Origin of the sequence: Haloarcula sp. Atlit-47R, from assembly GCF_003665985.1 — an archaeon.
Taxonomy (GTDB): domain Archaea; phylum Halobacteriota; class Halobacteria; order Halobacteriales; family Haloarculaceae; genus Haloarcula; species Haloarcula taiwanensis.
Genome location: NZ_QPLQ01000002.1, coordinates 638,404 through 657,276, shown reverse-complemented (window position 1 = coordinate 657,276; position 18,873 = coordinate 638,404). Strand labels below are relative to the sequence as shown.

Below are 18,873 nucleotides of genomic sequence, written 5' to 3'. Positions count from 1 at the left end.
CGTCGGTTCGGTCTCCTGCGGGGCGGCTCTGGCGTCCGTGTCTCCCGACGAAAGGTCGGTCGAACAGCCACTCAGCGCCACGGCTGTCCCCGAGAGGGCGAACAACACGTCTCGTCGAGTCTGTCGCTGCACGGGTGACCAACTGTCCCCGACATGGTTAGTTAGGATGCGGTTAATCGGCAGATAGCGCCCCGTTTGGGTGACGCGTGCCGACCGGGCTGACACGGCGACATGAGAGCTACGGGTCCCGTCGACGGCGCTGGCCCAAAGGCAAGATAGTTGGTTGCGCGTGGCCGACGCCATTGCATGACCGACTACTTCGAGGTCCACGAGCGCGACAGCGCCGCGCGAGTGGGTGCGTTGCGCCTCGCCGACCCCGTGACGACGCCGGCGCTGGTCGACGACGTGGACACGGCGACGCCGGGCGACTGTCGACACGTCCTCGACGACGCCGGCAGCCGCTGGCCGACGCCACAGGACGACCCCGAGGGCGACGAGTCCCTGCTCACCGTCCTCCCCCACCGCGGCCTGCCCGCCGGCACGCCGGACGAAGTCGCAGAGGCTTTCGCCGTCGACTATCCCGATGTCGCGTTCCCGAGCGCGGCCGTCGTCTCGCCCGACACCGCGGCCGACCACGGCAGCGACGCCTACGTGCTCGCCGGCGCACCCGGCTACGTCGGGCACGCGTCGGCGTTCGTCGACGCCGTCACGACCGTCCGGAACCGTATCCCGGCTGATACCGCGCTCTACCTGCCCGGCGTCGCCACGCCGCGAAACGTCGCGACACTCGTCTACGCCGGCGTCGACCTCGTGGACCCCGACCGCGCCGTCATCCGCGGGACCGAGGGCCGGTATCTCACGACTGACGAGGCGTATTTCCTCGAAGACCTCGATGAACTGCCGTGTGCCTGTCCGGCCTGCCAACAGCCACGCGAGGCGTTCGACCGCGAGGACTGCGTCGAGCACAACGTCAACGCCTTGGCCGCGGAACTCCGGCGCGTTCGCCGCCGGATTCGCGACGGTCGCCTCCGCGACTACGTCGAGGGACAGGCCAGACAGGACAACTGGCTCACCGCGACGTTCCGGCGGCTTGACCAGGAGTACGGCTACCTCGAAGAGCGCACGCCGCTCATCCGGCGGGCCGACCTCTCGGCGGCCAGCGACGACTCGCTCCGGCGGGTCGAAATCCAGCGGTTCGCCGAGCGGATCACCGACCGCTACGTCCCGCGGTTCGACGACCGCCCGCTCGTGCTGGTGCCCTGCTCGGCGCGCAAGCCCTACAGCGACTCCCAGAGCCACAAGCAGTACCACGACGCCATCAAGTGGCGCGCCCACGTCGTCTCGATGACCTCGCCAATCGGCGTCGTCCCGCAGGAACTCGAACTCACCTACCCCGCCCAGCACTACGACTCCGTCGTGACGGGTAACTGGACCGCCACCGAAATAGAGTTCGTCAGCCGCGTGCTCGAACGCTATTTAGAAGGCACTGATTACCCCGAGATTATCGCCCACGTACCCGGCGAGGGCTACCGCGACATCTGCGAGCGCGTCGCCGACTCGCTGGGCCGCGAGTTCACCTACACCGTCACCGACCACCCGACGACGGCCGACTCCCTCGGCAACCTCGCCGCCGAACTGGAGGGGTGGGACCGCTACCCCAAGCGCGAGCGCGAGCACAACACCATCCGCGCTGTCGCGGACTACCAGTTCGGCGAAGGCGCGGGCGACGAACTGTTCGACGACCTCTCGACGCAGGGCCGGTATCCCCAACTGCGGGCCGACGACGCCGACGGCGAGCAACTGGCGGCCCTGGCCCAGCAGTACGGCGTCCTCTCTTTGACCACCGCTGGGGCGCGCCGCTGGGTCGAGAGCGATGTGCCGACCAAAACCGTCGAAATCGAGCCGTTCGTGCCCCACGGTTCCGTGCTCGCGCCGGGCATCACCGACGCCAGCGACGACATCCGCGTCGGCGACGACGTGGTGATTCAGGGCGAGGCGGCCTTCGGCGTCGGCCGCGCCCAGATGAGCGGGCCGGAGATGCGCTCCTCGACGCGGGGCATCGCAGTGCAGATGCGCCACGTCGAAGAGCAGTGAGCGGCGGGCTGACCGCCCGACTTATCTGCCGAGCACCCCTCTCGCCGGTATGGAACGGTCGCGTCTGTGCCGGTACCGACGCTACCTGCCGGCGGCGGGGTTCGCGCTCGTCTTGCTTGCCACCTCGCTGCTCCCTGTTCCCGAGGGTGCGAGCGAGCAGGTCCCCGCGCTGCTCGGCGTCGCACTCGACAAGTGGGTCCACGCGCTGAGCTACGGGGTTCTGACGGCGCTGCTCGCGTGGGGCCGCCGCGCCCGCTCGATCCCCCTCGTCGCGGCGCTCGTGGCAGTCGCCGTCTGCTACGGGGCCGGCATCGAACTCCTGCAGAGACTCGTGCCCTCACGCGGACTCAGCGGCGCTGACTTCCTCGCCAACGCCGTCGGGGCGGTGCTCGCTGGCGCGCTGTGGCTGGCGCTCGGGCGCGCCGACACCGCTCCGGACGGAAGCGAACCGACCGCTCGGCGGTAACGAAGCGGCTTTACGCGGCCGTCGGCTACCCCGCCCTAATGAGCAAGCCCAGTCCCGAGGTCTACGAGGAGGGCAAGGGCATGGACGCCCACAACTCCGTGATGCGTGACATCCGGTCGCGCAACGACTCGACGTACGACCCTCGCGAGCCGACCCGCGTGTGGCTCGACGAGGACAACACCCCCGACGGCGTCTACCAGAGCCTGACCATCATCCTGAACACCGGCGGCTGCCGGTGGGCCCGCGCCGGCGGCTGTACGATGTGTGGCTACGTCGCCGAGAGCGTCGAGGGCGGCAGCGTCGCCCACGAGGACCTGATGGCCCAGATTCAGCACTGCCTCGACCACGAGGCCGAGAACGCCGACGAGCCGTCGGGACTCATCAAAATCTACACCTCCGGGAGCTTCCTCGACGAGCGCGAGGTGCCGGCGGAGACGCGTCAGGCTATCGCCGAGACGTTCGCCGACCGCGAGCGCATCGTCGTTGAGTCCCTGCCCGACTTCGTCGACGAGGAGACAGTCGGTGACTTCGTCGACGTAGGCCTAGAGACCGACGTGGCGGTGGGCCTCGAGACCGCAACCGACCGCGTCCGACACGACTGCGTGAACAAGTACTTCGACTTCGCTGACTTCGAGGACGCTTCCGAAGCGGCACAGGCGGCCGGCGCTGGCGTCAAGGCGTATCTGCTGATGAAACCGCCGTTCCTCTCGGAAGCCGAGGCCGTCGAGGACATGAAGCGGTCGGTGCGTCGGTGTGCCGCCGTCGACGGCTGTCACACCGTCTCGATGAACCCCTGTAACGTCCAGCGATACACGATGGTCGAGGAGCTGTATCACGACGGCGGCTACCGACCGCCGTGGCTCTGGTCGGTCGCCGACGTGCTAGAATCGACCGCTGACGAGGACGTCATCGTCGTCTCCGACCCGGTCGGCCACGGCAGCGACCGCGGCCCGCACAACTGCGGCGAGTGCGATGACAAGGTCCAGCGGGCCATCAAGGACTTCGACCTCCGGCAGGACCCGTCGGTGTTCGAGCAGGTGTCCTGTGAGTGCGAGGCGACGTGGGACGCTGTCATCGAACGCGAGCGCAGCTACTCGCTTCCGCTCGCTCGATAGGGCCTCCGAGCACCGGAATCCGTGTGACGCCCTGTCGACCAACGCTTATCCGTCTTTCGCGCATAATACTGTTCGATATGACCCCGAACGGTGACCCGGACAGGCGCAGCTTCAACACGCGCGGGACGGTCACAGAGTGTGATCTGTGCGGTGAACAGCGACAGTGTATCGACGGCGATGGGATGGTCGCCTGCAGCACCTGTCAGTCCGACCTGCTGCCGTCCGGCTGGGGTCTCTGAGGCACCCGCTGGAGCCACCGCACCCCGCTCGCTCACGATGACCCATCCGCCCGTGACTGGTCGAGAGCGGAAATGACGCCAACGGTCGCGGTTGCTTTGAACGAGGCGACAAGCTCCGAGCCGGCAGTGATGTCGAGCTTCTCGAGGCTTGTGTCGGTCACAAGTGCCGACAGCGTCGTGTCGGGGTCGACGGCCAGATCGACCAGCGCGATAGCGGTTCCCTCGTCGATACGCTCGACGGTGCCCGCGAATTGATTCCTCGCACTCGTCCCCGCTGGCTCGGGAGCCTCGTGCGGTGCATTCAGCGTCACCGAGTCAGCGCGGATGCCGACCTCCACCGCGTCGCCGGGACCCGCCTCGGTGTCGACGATAGCCCGGACCGTCCCCGACGGGGTCTCGACGGTCGCCAGTTCCCCGTCCCTGTCTACGACCGTCCCCTGCAGGACTGTCTCCGCTGCCGTCGCTACCCCGTCGAACTCCGCTTGCAGTCGCTGAAAGCGGGCCAGCAGTTGCTCGGCGGCGTCCGTGAGTTCGCTGCCGCCACCCCCGCTCCCGCCGCGACTGCGGTCGACCAGCGGGCCGAACGCGTCTTCCAGTTCCACGATGCGGCGCTGGGCGTGGGCGTAGGACCGGCCCAGCGCGTCAGCGGCGGCGTTCAGCGACCCGTGGGCGGCGACCGCTTGCAGGAGCGTCCGGTCGCGGGCGGTCAGCGCCACGTCGCCCTGCCCCAGTTGCACTTCGACGTCCGCAGTCGCGTCCATATTTTGACATAGTCGTTCCCTGATAAAGGTATTGCCACCGATCAGCGCTGCCTCCCACCGGGGATCGGAGTAGAGTACGAAGCGGTCAGTAGACCAGTTCGCCGGAGATGAACTTCCGTGTGCGGTGGTCCGACGGGTTCTGGAAAATCTCTTCTGTCGGGGCAATTTCGGTTATCTGCTCGTTGAGTAGCACTGCGACCCGGTCGGCGACCCGCTCCGCCTGGTGCATATCGTGTGTCGCCACCACGACACCGATACCCCGGTTCCGAGCTTCTGCAATCGCGTCCTCGATAACTGCGGTGTTTCGCGGGTCGAGGTCCGATGTCGGCTCGTCGAGCAGGAGCAGGTCCGGGTTGTAGGCCAGCGCACGGGCGAACGACACCCGCTGTGCCTCCCCGCCCGAGAGTGAGTCCGCGTGTTGATCCATCTTCTCGCGTAGCCCGACAACATCGAGGGCCTCACAAACGGCGTCCGCGGTGCCGTTCGAGCGAACTACCGACTGGAGTTCGTGCCGGAGTCGGGCGGCCCACGACCGGCGGACTCGAAGCCCGTATTCGACGTTCCGAGCGACCGGCGCGTCGAACAAGCTCGCCTCCTGAAACACCATTCCGATGCGTCGGCGCAACGACAGCCGTGTCGCCTCGTCGACGGCCCACACGTCCGTGCCGTCGAAGGTGATCGTCCCCTGGTCCGGTTCCAGTGAGAACGCGAGCAGTCGGAGCAACGTCGTCTTCCCGACGCCCGACGGGCCGATGACGGCGACGACCTCTCCGGGATTGACCCCGACAGAGAGGTCTCTGAACACGTCGTTGGCCCCGTAGGCGTGGGACACGTCCGTGACTTCGAGCATTATCGCTGGACCCCCTGATCGCCGAGTCGGATGACAATAGCGTTGACCGTCAACACGAGAGTGACCAGCACGGCCCCGAGAATCATCGCCGTCTCGTACTGTCCCTGCCGGGCTTCGAGTTGAATCGCGGTCGTCAGCGTCCGTGTTTTCGAGATGCCGCTCGCGCTCGTGATGTTCCCGCCGACGATGAGCACGGACCCGACTTCGCTGATGGCGCGGCCAAAGCCCGCAAGCACTGCCGTTGCGATACCGTATCGGGCTTCCTTGAGCACGACCAGCGCCACGTCGAGGCGTGTTCCGCCGAGGACGTGTGCGGCGTCGCGGACGTTGTCGTCGACGCTACTGATGGCGGCGAGACTGATGGCGGTAATCGGCGGCGTCGCGAGGACGAACTGTGACATGATCATCGCCTCTTTGGTGAATATCAGCTCCAACTCCCCCAGCGGCCCCTGGTTCGAGACGGTGAACAGCACGACGAGGCCGACGACCACGCTGGGAAACCCCATCCCCGTGTTGATGACTGACTTCACGAACTGCTTGCCGTGAAAGTCGGACAGCCCCATCACGATAGCAATCGGGATGCTGAACAGCGTGCTCAGCGTCACAGCTATAATGCTCACGTACAGCGACACGTACGTGATACTCGACACGTAGCCGTCCCGGAACGGAAGGTCGACCACGGCCATCGGCAGGTATCCGACTGACTCGAGGGGCACGCTTACTCGTCAGACGAGTTGCTACTCCAGCCTTCTGGAACGTACTGCTGGAAGTCTGGGTTTTCGGAGACGGCTTCAGGGAAGAACAACTGCTCCCCGTTGACCTGATAGTTCGAAATCGCGTCCTGGGTATCTGGGCTGGTAATCCACCCGATGTATGCCATCGCCAGGTCGTAGTTCGCGTTGTCGTGGATGCCGGGGTTGACTGCCATAATCCCGTATGGGTTTGCGAGGATTTCTGGTCCATCTTCGATTGGCCCCTGCACCAGAATAACGAGGTCGATCTCCGAGCGCTGGGAGATGTACGTCCCGCGGTCCGAGAGCGTGTACGCGCCTTGCTGGTTGGCGATGTTCAGTGCCTCCCCCATCCCAGTCCCGGTCTCCTGATACCAATCCCCGCCCGGCTCGGTCCCCGCGGCCTCCCAGAGATTGAGTTCCTTCGTATGGGTGCCGGAGTTGTCCCCGCGTGAGACGAACTGGGCCTCCGACTCGGCGATAGCAGTCAGCGCCTCGGTCGCCGAGCCCATGCCCTGAATCCCTGCCGGGTCACTTTCAGGCCCGACGATGACGAAGTCGTTGAACATCAGGTCTCGGCGGTTGACCCCGTACCCGTTGCGCATGAACTCGTCTTCGAGGCCGCGGGCGTGAACCATCACTATGTCCGAGTCACCGTTACGGGCCGACTCGAGGGCCGCACCGGTCCCCTGTGCGACCGCGTCGACGGACACCCCGTACATTTCTTCGAAATCGGGGTGAATCTCGTCAAGCAGGCCCGTGTCGTACGTGCTTGTTGTCGTCGTAAGCGTCAGGGTCTCGCCCGACACGCCTGGCTGACTGCCCCCTCCGGACTCCGCTGCCGCTTCGGTCTGGCCACTGCTTTCCCCGGACTGGGCGCACCCGGCGGTAGCTGCTAACGCCCCGGTCCCTATCGCCGCAATGAACTCTCTTCGTTGTATCGGCATAGATACATCGTTGACCTAATAGCAAATATAATTTATGCTGAATAAACCGTTGCATCCGTTCTGTTAGGTCCACCTGTGCGAAAGCGATAGCGGCCCCCCGTGGCTCGTCGTCCTACAAAGCACCTGCGACAATGTAGCCACTTGCGGTAGACACGAATCGAGTGGTGACCGCTGTTCCGTCAGCGATGAACAGTTGAGCAGAGCGGATGCGAGTGGCTGACGCACTCGACTGCCATCAACCGCAGCCAAATGCTTTGTCCGCTTGGATTTCACTTCCACTCCGGTACGCGTGTATTTATACGGCTTGACCTCCAAAGCCACTATAGGGGCCGCCGGACGATGTCACACGCTCCGCTGGTCCCTTCCCCTTTGAAACAACCCCAGATAGCTACACGGCTGTTCGAGCCCGGAACAGTCGCATCGGAAACCGTCGCGATGACAGGCGGGTCCGTGAACGTTACTCGGCGAAGCCCGCGAGCACGCCCTGGCCGTCAGTCCGACCGAGGTCCGACAGTGTTGCCCGCTCCGGATGGGGCATCATGACAGCGACGTGTTCGGCTTCGCCGGTGACGCCGGCCACACTGTGCTTCGAGCCGTTCGGGTTCGCCTCGGGTGTGACATCGCCGTTCTCGTCGCAGTACTTGAACAGGATCCGGCCCTCGGTTTCGAGTTCATCCAGCCGTTCGTCGGAAATCTCGTACCGACCCTCGCCGTGAGCGATGGGGAGCTCCACGACTTCTCCCTCTTCGTACTGGCTGGTCCAGGGCGTGTCGGCGTTCTCGACGCGCAGGTGGACGTGTTCACACTGGAAGCGAGCGCTCTCGTTCGTCGTGAACGCGCCGGGAGTCAGCGATGACTCACAGCCGATCTGTGCGCCGTTGCAGATGCCAAGCACCGGCGTTCCTTCGCTCGCGGCTTCGCGGACTTCTGCCATGATGGGCGAGCGGGCGGCCATCGCGCCGGCACGGAGGTAATCGCCGTAGGAGAAGCCGCCGGGGAGGACAACGCCGTCGATGTCCTCGGGAAGCCCGTCTTCGTGCCAGACGAGTTCGGCGTCGAAGTCCAGCGACTCTAGCGCTTGGACGGAGTCACGGTCGCAGTTCGAGCCGCCGAACTGGATGACGGCGATAGTCACAGTGACCACTCCGTGTGAGAACAGAGCATCGCCGTCAGTTGCGAGGCGATGCTCATTCTGTCTCAGTCACCTCGATGTCGTAGTCGTGGATCGTGGGGTTCGCGAGGAGTCGCTGGGCCATCTCCTCGGCGCGTTCGGCCGCGTCCTCGGCGCTGTCGGCGTCGAGGTCCAGTTCGAACACGTCCGCCGAACGGAGGTCGTTCAGCTCGAAGCCGAGGCGTTCCAGCGAGCGCTGGGTCGTCTCGGCCTCGGGGTCAAGGACGCCCCGCTTGAGCCGGACTGTGACGGTCGCGGTAAAGGCAGTCATTACTGGCAAGCGAGCGGGCAGTAGAGAAAACGCTTGTGTTCTCCCGACACTCAGGTCCCGGCACTGAGCGGCGTCCAGTCGGTCAACTGGTCGCGCAGGCCGGTCACGCGGAGTTCGAAGTCTTCCCGGTCGGCGCGAACGTCGACTCGCCCGTCGAAGAACTGTGCCACGCTTTCGACGACCTGCTCCCCGTGAGCGTCCGGGTCGAGCACGCAGACGCCGAGACCGTCTGCGGTTCCGATCCGACCGGTGATGGTGTTGAGGAACCGGTACACCGCCCGCACGTCGTCGCTGTACACGAGCAGCGGCGTCAGCGTGATGATACCGGTCCGGACCCGCGTGTAGCCGCTGGCGTACGTCGACTCGTACTGGCCGGAGTACTCGATACCGATGCCGGTCAGGTCCGCCGGCGTGTTGACCGCCGAAACGCTGTCTTCCGGCAGCTCGCCGCTTTCCTGTGCGCAGTCGATGACACGGACCCGGTCGCGGTCGAGGATGCCGCCGTGGCGCTCGAAATCCTCCAATATCGTCGTGGCGTCGCTGTCCGTCGCGACGAGGACGGTCCCGCCGTCGGCGTCGGAGCTACAGAGCAGTCGCAGTCCCATCTCCCGCGCTCCGCTCAGAACAGGGCCGGTTACGAGCAGGCTCGTCCCCGGTTCGACCGGATTCAGCGGCAGTCCGTCGAACGCGTACAGCTCGTTCTGTTGGTGTGACATCAGGCATCCCCCTGCAGCTGGCGTCGCAACAGCAGTTGTTCCTCGACCTCGTCAGCGAACCGCTGGAGGTCGTCTAGTTCTGCCTGCGTGTAGCGCCGTGGTTCGCTGTCGGTGCAACAGACGGCACCGATTGCATTCCCCTCCCTGTCTGTAAGTCGGACGCCGGCGTAGGACCTGATATCGAGCTGTTTCAGCGCGTCGACTTCGGCGAAGCGTGGGTCTTCGTGGGTGTCTTCGACGACCATCGTCTCGTCTGTGAGAATCGTGTGGGTGCAGATGGTGTCCTCGCGGGCGAGAGTCCGCCAGTTGGCTCCCTCACACGCCACGAACCGCTCCTCGTGTTCGTCCATGAGGCCAACGAAGGCCACGTCGATGTCGAAGTGGCTGGTCATAAGTGCCGTCAACCGGTCAAACGCGTCGGTCGCTGCCAGCTGGTCGACATCGTACCGCTGGACGGCTGCCAGCCGTTCGGTCTCGGTCTCTGGAACTGGATAGGCTGCCTGCGTTATCTCGGCGGCAGCCATGGCCGCGACATCTGCAAGCCGCTCTCGGGATTCTGGGACCGTTCGCGGAACGTATTCGACGACCTGCTCGGGACTGCCGCGGGGGAGGTCTGACGGTGCGTGTTCCGTATAGAGAGCCACTACACAGGCCGGGTTTACCGAACGGACCGCGTCTACTACGTCGAACCCGTCGCCGTCCGGGAAGTCGAAGGCCGTCACAACACAGTCAACCGACCGGTCAAGTGCTTCGGTCAGCGTCTCGACGGACCCGACTTCCTTGACAGCGAGTCCGGCGTCGGCAAGTGCGTCGGCCGTCTCTGCGCGCTCGCCAGCGTCCGGCTGGGCACAGAGAACGGTCGGCGAATCACTCATCACGACCGTACACTCACAGACGGATACACAAAGGATTGGTGTCCACGCTCGGTGGAAAACGAAGGCTTTTGCCGTGGGACTGCCGACTCTGCGTCAAATGAATCACGACGCTGTCCGGAGGTGGGTATCGTGACGCGCGATTTGACTGAGATTACGGTCGTCGGTGAGGACGACACGGGCCTCATCGCCGAAGTGACCTCGCTGCTGTTCGAGCGCAGTATCAACATCGAGGACCTCGACCAGGCTGTCCGGGAGGGGGTCTTCCGGATGACCATGCGCGTCGACACGTCCGAGATGGTGACAACGGAGGAGAAACTCCGCGAGGACCTCACAGAACTCGGCGACGAACTCGGCGTTGACGTGCAGGTCCGATTCCCGGCCGACCGCGAGACACAGACCATCGCCGTTCTCGTCACGAAGGAGTCACACTGTCTGGAAGCGCTGTTCGAGGCGTGGGCCAACGGTGATCTCGGAGCCGACATCGAGGTGGTCATCGGGAACCACGACGACCTCGAACCGCTGGCCGCGAAGTACGACGTGCCCTTCCACGACATCGGCGACGAGAAGGGCACGCCCGACGAGGACCAGTTGCTCGACCTGCTGGCGGAGTACGATGCCGACCTCATCGCGCTGGCCCGCTACATGCGCATCCTCTCGCCGGATGTGGTCTTCCGCTACGAGAGCCGCATCATCAACGTCCACCCGAGCCTGCTGCCCGCCTTCCCTGGCGCGTCGGCGTACATGCAGGCCATCGAGGAGGGTGTCCGCATCGCCGGCGTCACCGCCCACTACGTGACGACCGACCTGGACCAGGGACCGATTATCACTCAGCGAGCGTTCAACGTCCCCGACGACGCCACTGAGGCGGAACTCCAGCAGATCGGTCAGCCGCTGGAAGCTGAGGCGCTCATCGAGGCGATCAAGCTCCACCTCAACGATGAAGTGAGCGTCCACCGCGGCCGGACGAAACTGCGGGATCCCGAGGAAACCTCAGCCCAGCTCGGCGCGCCGGAGAAACTCGACCAGTTGAACCCTGACCGTCCCATCGACGGCCTCGGCGAGTTCGTCGCCGAGGACGACGGCGAGATAGAGGCTGACGACTAAAAACGCGCTACCTTTTTAAATCACTCAGAGTTCGCTCGCGGCGCTGACGGCCTCGTCGAGTGATGGCGCGTCGAACACGCTCCCCCCGACATAGGCGTTCGTGCCGGCACAGTAGAGGTCCCGCGCGACCTGAATCACGTTCTCGTCGAGCGGCTGTGGCGACTCCGCACAGAGGGATTTCCAGTCGGCGACGCCGTCCGTGTCGGCTTGCTGTTTGGCATCGCTTACAGCCGCGACCCACTCGGGCTGTGTGCGCTTGTGGTACTGGCGGATGACTTCCTTCGAGACCTGCTGGCCCTCGTAGGAGAAGCGGTTCTCGTCGAACGTCCCGACCACGTCGGCGACGCGAATCTCCCCGTCGTAGTACAGGCACTCGATCTTCCCGTCTTCGTGGACCAGATCGGCCTCGGCGGCCTGCTGGGTGACGATGTGGTTGACCGCCCGGGCCAGTTCTTCCAGCCGATCGATGTCGGCCGTCCCGGCGATGCGGTCGGCCGCTTCGCGGTCGAGGTAGCGGTCCTGCTCCTCGTATTTCGTCGAGAACTCGACGATTGGCCTGTCCAGGTCAACGACCTCCTCGGGCCAGGTGTCGTAGTCGAGGCCGTGGTCTGCGGGCTCGGTCCGAGACCGAAGTGACGACCCGACGCCCACGCGGTTCCGGAAGACGATTTCCAGGGGAATGAGGTAGTTCTCGTTGGCCCCCCGGTGGTAGGCGTCGTAGTCGTAGCGACCGCCCTCGAACGGGAGGTCCGGGACCTGCGTGAGTTCGATGACCATCTCTTCGGGGGCGGCGTCGGCAGACAGCGCCTCGCCGAGGTCTACCACTTCGTCGTTGCCGGGGAGCCTGACGCCTTCGTAGTGTGTCGGAACGTGGTTCTCCTCCAGTAGCTGGAAGTTGTACGCGCCCATCGTACACAGCGACGCGCCCTTGTCGGGGATCTGGTCCGGCATCTTCCCCCAGTCGAATACAGAGTAGTCGTCCGTGAACACGAACGCACCGCGGCCCAGTTCCTCGGCCGTCGCCGGTTCGTCCACGCGGAAGTCCTTGACGCTCGTCATTGTGCCCGCCTTTCGCGCCGGGGACAAAGACGTTTCTCATACTGTTGGCTGTAACTATTTTTAAGGTATTCGCGGTAGCGAAATTCGCTACAGGCAGTATCACTCGCGCTCGGAAGGCAACGTTTTCCGTCGGGCCATCGACTGATTGGCTGATGGCTCCCAGTCTGTTGGTCGAGGCTGCGATCATCGTCGCCGCGACGGTCGCAATCTGGAAAGGCAGTGACTGGCTCGAATCGTCGAGCGAACGGCTCGCGACGTACTACGGCCTCCCCGAAGTCGTCCAGGGTGCGATAATCGTTGCTGTCGGGTCGAGTTTCCCGGAGGTCGCGACCGTCGTCGTCGCGGCGCTTGGCGGGTCGATGCCGCTCGGCGTCGGCGCAATCGTCGGTTCAGCTATCTTCAACATCCTCATCATCCCCGCTGCTGCGGGCATCGCCACGGACGACCAACTCGAAGCGAGCCGGACGCTCGTCTACAAGGAGGCGCAGTTCTACATGCTCGCCGTCTCGGTCCTGCTCATCACGATGGCGCTTGCGGTCATCTACTACCCCGGCGAGGCCACACTCACTGGCGTCATCACGCGGCCGCTGGCGGCGATTCCGCTCGCGCTCTACGGCCTGTACGTCTTCATCCAGTATCAGGATACGGCCGACCACGACCCTGAAAAGGACTGGACTGCCGACATCTCGGTCAGGCGGGAGTGGCTCTTCCTCCTGCTGGGCCTGGCTGTCATCCTCGTGGCCGTGGAGAATCTCGTCCACGCAGTCGGCGTCATTGGCCGGGCCGCCGGCATTCAGGAGTTTCTGCTCGGCGTGACGATTCTCGCGGCGGCGACGAGCCTCCCCGACACGCTCGTCAGTGTTAAAGCAGCCCGCGACGACCGCGGGGTCACGTCGCTCGCAAACGTGCTCGGCTCGAACACCTTTGACCTGCTCGTCGCCATCCCGCTTGGCGTTCTCATTGCCGGTACGTGGACCGTCGACTTTGCGATGGCCGTGCCGATGTTCGGCGTCCTGACCGGGGCGACGATTCTCCTGTTTACCGTCCTCCGGACCGACCTCGTGTTGAGCGAACTCGAATCGTATGCACTGCTCGGCGCTTATGCGGTTTTCGTCGCCTGGGTTATCGTCGAGACTGCGGGCTGGGTCGGCGGCGTGTTACCGACCTGATGCAGCGGTCCCGGAACCGCAGCCCCGTGTGGCCCGAAACACGGGGTCCTGCCGACCCTGTGGACCGTGTGCGTACCCATACGCTTTTGACCGTTCTTTCCCTCCTGTCCAGCAATGCCGGACGTCCCAGAGACCGTCGGTACCCCGGACGGCTCCACCGAGTTCGAGTACCGTCCGACGACTGACCAGTCGTTCGAGAACGCGCTCGCCAAGGCGAGAAACGGGACGCGACTGACAGTCGACGACGCAGTCGAACTCTTTACCACGGGCACCGACCGGGACGGCATCGACCACGACCGGAAAGAGCAGGTGCTCGAAGCGGCCGACCGACGCCGGGCCGAGGTCGTCGGTGACGAGGTCACCTTCGTCGCGAACCTCAACAACAACGTCACGACGGCCTGTAACACGGGCTGTCTGTTCTGTAACTTCAAGGACCGCTCCGAGCAGTTCCGGAGCGAGTATCAGGAGGACCACGGCGGCTTCACGAAGACGCCGAGCGAGTCCCGCGAAATCGTTCGGGACGCTCTCGACCGCGGCATCTACGAGGTCTGTTCGGTGTCGGGACTCCACCCCGCGCTCGCGCTGGACGACGAACACAGAGAGATACTGGAGACCAGCGACCGCGGCGACCTGAACTACCGCTCGCCGGCGGAGTACGAGAAAGACCCGGCCACCTACTGTGAACAACTCAGCGCGATGAACGTCGGCGACGTCCACCTCCATTCAATGACGCCGGAGGAGGCCTATCACGCCCGCCGCGGCACCGACTGGTCCTACGAGGAGGTGTACGGCCGGCTGAAAGAGGCCGGGCTCGACAGTGTCCCCGGCACCGCCGCCGAAATCCTCGTCGATGAGGTCCGTGACGTTATCTGTCCGGGTAAGATTGGGACCGACGAGTGGCTCGAAGCGATGGAGGCGGCCGCGTCGGTCGGTCTCGATATGACCTCGACGATGATGTACGGCCACGTCGAGAACGAACGCCATCGCGCGCTGCACCTGAAGCGTATCCGCGACCTGCAGGACCGGACCGGCGCGATTACGGAGTTCGTCCCGCTATCCTTTGTCCACGAGGAAACGCCGCTGTACGAGCGCGGCATGGTTGACGGCGGCGCAACGGTCGACGAAGACGAACTGCTGATTGCCGTCTCCAGACTGTTCCTCGACAACATCGACCACATTCAGGCCTCGTGGGTCAAATATGGCGACACGCAGGGACTGAAGATGCTCACCTGCGGTGCCGACGACTTCATGGGGACAATCCTCTCTGAGGAGATTACCAAGCGCGCCGGCGGCGACTACGGCGAGTTCCGCTCGTTTCAGGAGTACGCCGATATGATTTCCGCTATCGGCCGGACGCCCGTCGAGCGCTCGACGGACTACGAACAGCGCCGCGTCATCGACCCTGACGCCGACGTGCTCGGCCCGCAACTCGGACCACAAGCTGACGGAACGCCGTTACTCGACTGAAGTAGTAGACCACGGCTGGGCACTGGCCGTGGCCATTGTGGTAGAGTATTTTGCCTGGAACTGCTGTCAGAGGCACGTCCAGGCATGATATATATTGGTGTGCCAGTGTATGTGTAGCTATGGCCTAGACGACTAGGTGATTGGTGTCCGGGATCTGCTCCGACTGTAACGGCAGTTCACGCGAAGAAACCGACAGGCAGTCTCAGGAGGCTCCCGAATTCTCGCCCCGGTTCAGTATCGACCGGAACCGTTCGCCGGCGTCGGTATCAGCCTCGATGGCCGCCTCGATGGGATCCGAGAGCCAGCCGTTATCAACGAACCGGTCGTAGACCGGTAGCCGCTCTGTCAGTGGCACCTCGGCGGCCTCGGCGACGGCAGTCAACTCCTGTAGAGCGGGCCACTCGTACTCTGGGTTGATGTGGTCGACCGTCACTGGGGAGACGCCGCCCAGGTCGTCGATGCCACAGTCGGTCAGGTCACGGGCGGGCGCAAGGTTCGGGGGGACCTGAACGGACACCGCCTCGGGCAGGGCCGCACGGGCCATCGCCGTCACCCGGCGCATCGTCGCCAGGTCGGGGGAGCCGCTCCGCCATCGCTCGTTCTCGACGACAGGCTGGACGATAACCTCCTGAATGTGACCATACCGCTCGTGCATTTCGCGGATAGCGAGCAAGCTCTCGGCGCGGTTGTGCCAGTCCTCGCCGATCCCAACGAGGATACCCGTTGTGAACGGGACGCCGAGTTCGCCAGCCACTCGGAGGGTGTTGAGCCGCTGGCCGGGGTTTTTTGCTCGTGGACCGCCGTGGGCCTGCACCTCGGTGGTCGTCTCCAGCATGACGCCCATCGAGGCGTTCAGGTCGGCGACGTGAGCCATCTGGTCGCGCGTCTGGTCACCCGGGTTGGCGTGGGGGAGCAACCCCTCTTCCAGCGCGATTTTGCAGGCTTCGCGGAGATACTCGTGGATGGAGTCGTAACCCCACGCGGCGAGCTGGGCGTGTATCTCGGTGTAGCGGTCGTCCGGGTCGTCGCCGAAGGTGAACAGCGCCTCGGTGCAGCCGGCGTCGGCCCCCCGGCGACACGTCTCCCGGATTTCATCTGGGTCCATCAGTTCGGCCTCGCCCGGCGGATCGTAGTACGTGCAGTAGGTACAGGTGTATCGGCACGCGGTCGTCAGCGGCAGGAACACGTTCCGGCAGTAAGACAGTGCTGACGCCGCCCCGACGTCCTCGGGCATCACCGACAGCAGGCGCTCGACGTCATCGTCCGGAATGTCGATGGCGATGTCGTACGCGTCCGTGCCGGGTATCACGTTCCGGGGTCTGCACCCTATGGATAAAAAGTTTCAGTCGTGTGTGATAGCCTGTGCCAGTAGTTGTAGGCGGTCGAAACAGGGCGCGCGGCAACAGAATCAGTGTGTCGCTACACGCCGAGCACCTGTGAACCGGTATCCGCGCCGAAGTACCGCGTGGTCGACGATACCTCTGTGGTCGTACCTGTTCAGTCCGCCGGCGTTACTGTGGCGTCGCCCGACTCCTGAAGCAGTTTCGTGGCGAACACCTGCCGTCGGGCGTAAAAGAAGTACACGTAGGGGACCTTCGCCAGCAGGTCGAGGAATGCATAGGTGATGCTGACACCGACGTAGGTCGCGAACCCAAGTCCTTCGGGGCCAGCAAGCCAGACGAGCGGATACGCGATCCACAGCAGCCCGACGTGGTTCTTGAGGAGGCTAAACAGACCGATACGCTGTGGGTCGTCCGGAACTGAGCGCGGGAAGACGAGGTACAGGTAGGCAAACAGCGAGACGTGGAACATCGCCGAGACGCCGAACAGCGCCCATTTCAGTGTTCCAGCAGTGACAACCGCCCCGACGCCTGCAAGTATCATCAGGGCGTCCGCCGCCATAACCCCGACAATCGCCCGTCTCGACGCGCCCGCAGTATACCCGATAAATCCGACGAGCAACGGCGTCGTCACCACCCAGTCGAGATATCGGAACCCGACAAGCGTCGTCTCACCAATGGTTACGGTGCCGATACCGAACGCCATCGCAACGTACGAGAGGCCTGCAACTGCCGGTATAAGCGCCAACGCCCCCAGAACCGACCGTTCGTCGGACCCCTCAAGCGACGCATAGAGGAACCCGACGATAGCGACACCGACCGCAAAGCCCGCGGCGGTTATCCCGTACACGACTGCAACGGCGTCCATCAGTCGTCACCCCCGACTGACGGCGACCCTGCGACGCGTCTGTGGCTCGCCGCCGTAGTATCTGTGTCAACAGTAAATAGTCGCACCCGGGATTCGAGGTCGTCAACCGCGGTTTCGCGGAAGGAATCGAGTGAGTCGGAGATCGACTTGACGACGTCCCGCTGCCGACGGATCTGTGTCGACATTTCCTCTGCAGTAGTCGCCGTCTCCGCACTTGCTTCAGTGACAACCTCTATCGAGTCGGCCGTCGCCTGCACGGTGTCTGCCTGTTCCGAGGTCGTCTGTCGCATCTCCTCGATGGATGCTGAGATGTCGTCGACGGCCTCCGCGATTGTCGCAATCTCCGACAGGGCCGACTCAACGGTCTCAGTACCAGTTTCGACTCGCGTTTCGGTCGCCTGTATCGAGGCTGTCACCTCTTCTGTCTGCTCAGAGACCTCAGCGATGACCGTTGCTATCTCGTCAGCCCGTGACTGCGTCTCTTCAGCGAGTGACTTGACTTCGTCGGCAACGACGCTGAACCCATCCCCGTCCGCGCCGCTGCCCTGTCCACCAGCGCGAGCGGCCTCTATCGACGCATTCAACGCCAGCATATTCGTCTGCTCTGCAATCTCGGAGATGATGTCCGCGATGTCGGTTATCTCGGCCATTCGCTGCTGGAGGGTCTCGACCTGTGTGACAGCTTCAGCTGCATCAGCCTGTATCCGGTCCATCTCTGTCAGGGCTGTTTCTGAGGCTGCCCGGGCGTCGTTGCTGGCCTCCTCGACCTCACGGCTCCGGTCGGCAAGGTTGTCAATTGTCGCGGCGATTTCCTCTGCCGACGCGCTCACGTCCTGAATATCGGCTGCAGCTGATTCGAGCTTTGTCTGCTGATCGGTTGCCTGCGTCTGGATATCGGCAACCGTTTCCACAGCCGCGTCTACCTCCTGTTGGACTTGCTGACTCGTTTCGGTAATCTCGTCAGTTTCGGTTGTGATACGCTCGGAAACGGCGGTGACCGTCTCGATTGTCTCCTGTAGCTCGTCCATCATCCTGTTGAACGACTGGCCGACGGTTTCCATAGCGTCGTACTCAGTGGCCACATCGACACGCTGCGTGAGATCGCCGTCTGCGGCGTCTGCCATGACCGTCCCGTACGCTGTTGCAATTTCCTGGTAGGCTGTGGCGAGTTCCCGTGCTTCCTCCTCAGCGGCCTCTGCTTCGGCCTGTGCCTCGTTTGCGTCAATCTGTGCCTGTTCGAGGTCCGCCCTCGCAGCCTCCATCTCTGACAGTCGGTCGCGCAACGAGACGCGCATTTGCTCGATGGAGTCAGCAAGGTCACCGAACTCATCGGTCCGCGTCGAGACGATTTCGGTATCGAGGTCCCCGTCTGCCACCCGCTGTGTCTGTGCTGATAACTCGGTGATGCTCGCGACCGTTTCGGCTGCGTTGATCGAGCCAAGTGTCAGTAAGCCGGCGATGCCGGCGACGACTGTTGATGCGACATCCTGTGTTACCACCCCGACTGTGATAAGGAGGGTAGCCGTTGCGATGTATCCGACACCGAGCTTGGCCCCGTAGCTCTGCTTGACACTAGAAACAGTCACATGTGGATAGTAGTCTGAAACTACCTAAATGTAAACTCGGGAGT

General features: G+C 64.0%; 19 protein-coding genes. 7 read left to right on the top strand and 12 right to left on the bottom strand.

The features are described 5' to 3' along the window. Nucleotides 1–306 precede the first annotated feature (306 nt). The 4 genes from arcS (at nucleotide 307) to DVK00_RS21720 (ending at nucleotide 3,914) form a co-directional block, all read left to right on the top strand. The gene (gene arcS / locus DVK00_RS11055) at nucleotides 307–2,094 is read left to right on the top strand and encodes an archaeosine synthase subunit alpha (RefSeq protein ID WP_101349236.1); all 1,788 of its coding nucleotides are present in this window, start codon (nucleotides 307–309) and stop codon (nucleotides 2,092–2,094) included. 49 nt (nucleotides 2,095–2,143) lie between these two features. Continuing rightward, complete coding sequence (locus tag DVK00_RS11050) at nucleotides 2,144–2,560, top strand: VanZ family protein (protein ID WP_101349237.1); 417 nt, start codon at nucleotides 2,144–2,146, stop codon at nucleotides 2,558–2,560. A 38-nt stretch (nucleotides 2,561–2,598) separates the two neighbouring features. Next, a complete protein-coding gene (locus DVK00_RS11045; protein WP_101349238.1) occupies nucleotides 2,599–3,675 on the top strand; it encodes an archaeosine biosynthesis radical SAM protein RaSEA in 1,077 nt (358 codons plus the stop codon). 77 nt (nucleotides 3,676–3,752) lie between these two features. After that, nucleotides 3,753–3,914, top strand: coding sequence for a hypothetical protein (locus tag DVK00_RS21720; RefSeq protein WP_198560215.1), 162 nt, complete (start codon nucleotides 3,753–3,755; stop codon nucleotides 3,912–3,914). A gap of 32 nt (nucleotides 3,915–3,946) precedes the next feature. On the opposite strand, the gene DVK00_RS11040 is transcribed toward DVK00_RS21720, so the two are convergent. From DVK00_RS11040 to DVK00_RS11005, 8 genes are all read right to left on the bottom strand, one after another. After that, the gene (locus DVK00_RS11040; RefSeq protein WP_101349239.1) at nucleotides 3,947–4,675 is read right to left on the bottom strand and encodes a TOBE domain-containing protein; all 729 of its coding nucleotides are present in this window, start codon (nucleotides 4,673–4,675) and stop codon (nucleotides 3,947–3,949) included. An 85-nt stretch (nucleotides 4,676–4,760) separates the two neighbouring features. Continuing rightward, nucleotides 4,761–5,525, bottom strand: a complete 765-nt coding sequence (locus DVK00_RS11035) for an amino acid ABC transporter ATP-binding protein (RefSeq protein ID WP_101349240.1) — start codon at nucleotides 5,523–5,525, stop codon at nucleotides 4,761–4,763. After that, entirely contained in the window at nucleotides 5,525–6,211 is a 687-nt protein-coding gene (locus DVK00_RS11030) for an ABC transporter permease (protein ID WP_121577714.1), read from the bottom strand. The genes DVK00_RS11035 and DVK00_RS11030 overlap by 1 nt, the downstream gene beginning before the upstream one ends. A gap of 32 nt (nucleotides 6,212–6,243) precedes the next feature. Continuing rightward, nucleotides 6,244–7,203: a substrate-binding domain-containing protein gene (locus DVK00_RS11025; RefSeq protein WP_101349242.1), complete on the bottom strand. Its 960-nt coding sequence runs from the start codon at nucleotides 7,201–7,203 to the stop codon at nucleotides 6,244–6,246. A 457-nt stretch (nucleotides 7,204–7,660) separates the two neighbouring features. Next, nucleotides 7,661–8,338, bottom strand: coding sequence for a phosphoribosylformylglycinamidine synthase I (gene purQ, locus DVK00_RS11020; protein ID WP_101351395.1), 678 nt, complete (start codon nucleotides 8,336–8,338; stop codon nucleotides 7,661–7,663). Between the two features lie 52 nt (nucleotides 8,339–8,390). Further along, a complete protein-coding gene (gene purS / locus DVK00_RS11015; RefSeq protein WP_121577713.1) occupies nucleotides 8,391–8,645 on the bottom strand; it encodes a phosphoribosylformylglycinamidine synthase subunit PurS in 255 nt (84 codons plus the stop codon). 50 nt (nucleotides 8,646–8,695) lie between these two features. Next, entirely contained in the window at nucleotides 8,696–9,361 is a 666-nt protein-coding gene (locus DVK00_RS11010) for a hypothetical protein (protein ID WP_121577712.1), read from the bottom strand. After that, nucleotides 9,361–10,236, bottom strand: coding sequence for a GAF domain-containing protein (locus DVK00_RS11005; protein WP_101349245.1), 876 nt, complete (start codon nucleotides 10,234–10,236; stop codon nucleotides 9,361–9,363). Before DVK00_RS11005 ends, DVK00_RS11010 begins: the two co-directional genes overlap by 1 nt. A 120-nt stretch (nucleotides 10,237–10,356) precedes the next feature. Here DVK00_RS11005 and DVK00_RS11000 point away from each other — a divergent pair, with 120 nt between their 5' ends. Then, nucleotides 10,357–11,340 (top strand): formyltetrahydrofolate deformylase, encoded by a 984-nt coding sequence (locus DVK00_RS11000; protein ID WP_101349246.1) that lies wholly within the window; start codon nucleotides 10,357–10,359, stop codon nucleotides 11,338–11,340. A gap of 24 nt (nucleotides 11,341–11,364) precedes the next feature. Here the strand turns inward: DVK00_RS11000 and DVK00_RS10995 are convergent, their stop codons facing one another. Then, complete coding sequence (locus DVK00_RS10995; protein WP_101349247.1) at nucleotides 11,365–12,399, bottom strand: phosphoribosylaminoimidazolesuccinocarboxamide synthase; 1,035 nt, start codon at nucleotides 12,397–12,399, stop codon at nucleotides 11,365–11,367. A 152-nt stretch (nucleotides 12,400–12,551) separates the two neighbouring features. Between DVK00_RS10995 and DVK00_RS10990 the strand changes: the two genes are divergently transcribed. Further along, nucleotides 12,552–13,568 carry a sodium:calcium antiporter gene (locus DVK00_RS10990; RefSeq protein WP_101349248.1) on the top strand — a complete coding sequence of 339 codons (1,017 nt, stop codon included), beginning with the start codon at nucleotides 12,552–12,554 and terminating at the stop codon, nucleotides 13,566–13,568. Between the two features lie 114 nt (nucleotides 13,569–13,682). Next, on the top strand, nucleotides 13,683–15,035 hold the full coding sequence (cofH, locus tag DVK00_RS10985; protein WP_121536343.1) for a 7,8-didemethyl-8-hydroxy-5-deazariboflavin synthase subunit CofH: 1,353 nt from the start codon (nucleotides 13,683–13,685) through the stop codon (nucleotides 15,033–15,035). 202 nt (nucleotides 15,036–15,237) lie between these two features. Here cofH and cofG read toward each other — a convergent pair whose 3' ends face one another. From cofG to htr1, 3 genes are all read right to left on the bottom strand, one after another. After that, nucleotides 15,238–16,344, bottom strand: coding sequence for a 7,8-didemethyl-8-hydroxy-5-deazariboflavin synthase subunit CofG (gene cofG, locus DVK00_RS10980; RefSeq protein WP_121577711.1), 1,107 nt, complete (start codon nucleotides 16,342–16,344; stop codon nucleotides 15,238–15,240). Nucleotides 16,345–16,532: 188 nt separating this feature from the next. Then, nucleotides 16,533–17,243, bottom strand: a complete 711-nt coding sequence (sop1, locus tag DVK00_RS10975; RefSeq protein ID WP_121577710.1) for a sensory rhodopsin I — start codon at nucleotides 17,241–17,243, stop codon at nucleotides 16,533–16,535. Beyond that, entirely contained in the window at nucleotides 17,243–18,829 is a 1,587-nt protein-coding gene (gene htr1, locus DVK00_RS10970; RefSeq protein ID WP_101349252.1) for a sensory rhodopsin I transducer Htr1, read from the bottom strand. Before htr1 ends, sop1 begins: the two co-directional genes overlap by 1 nt. Nucleotides 18,830–18,873: the final 44 nt, after the last annotated feature.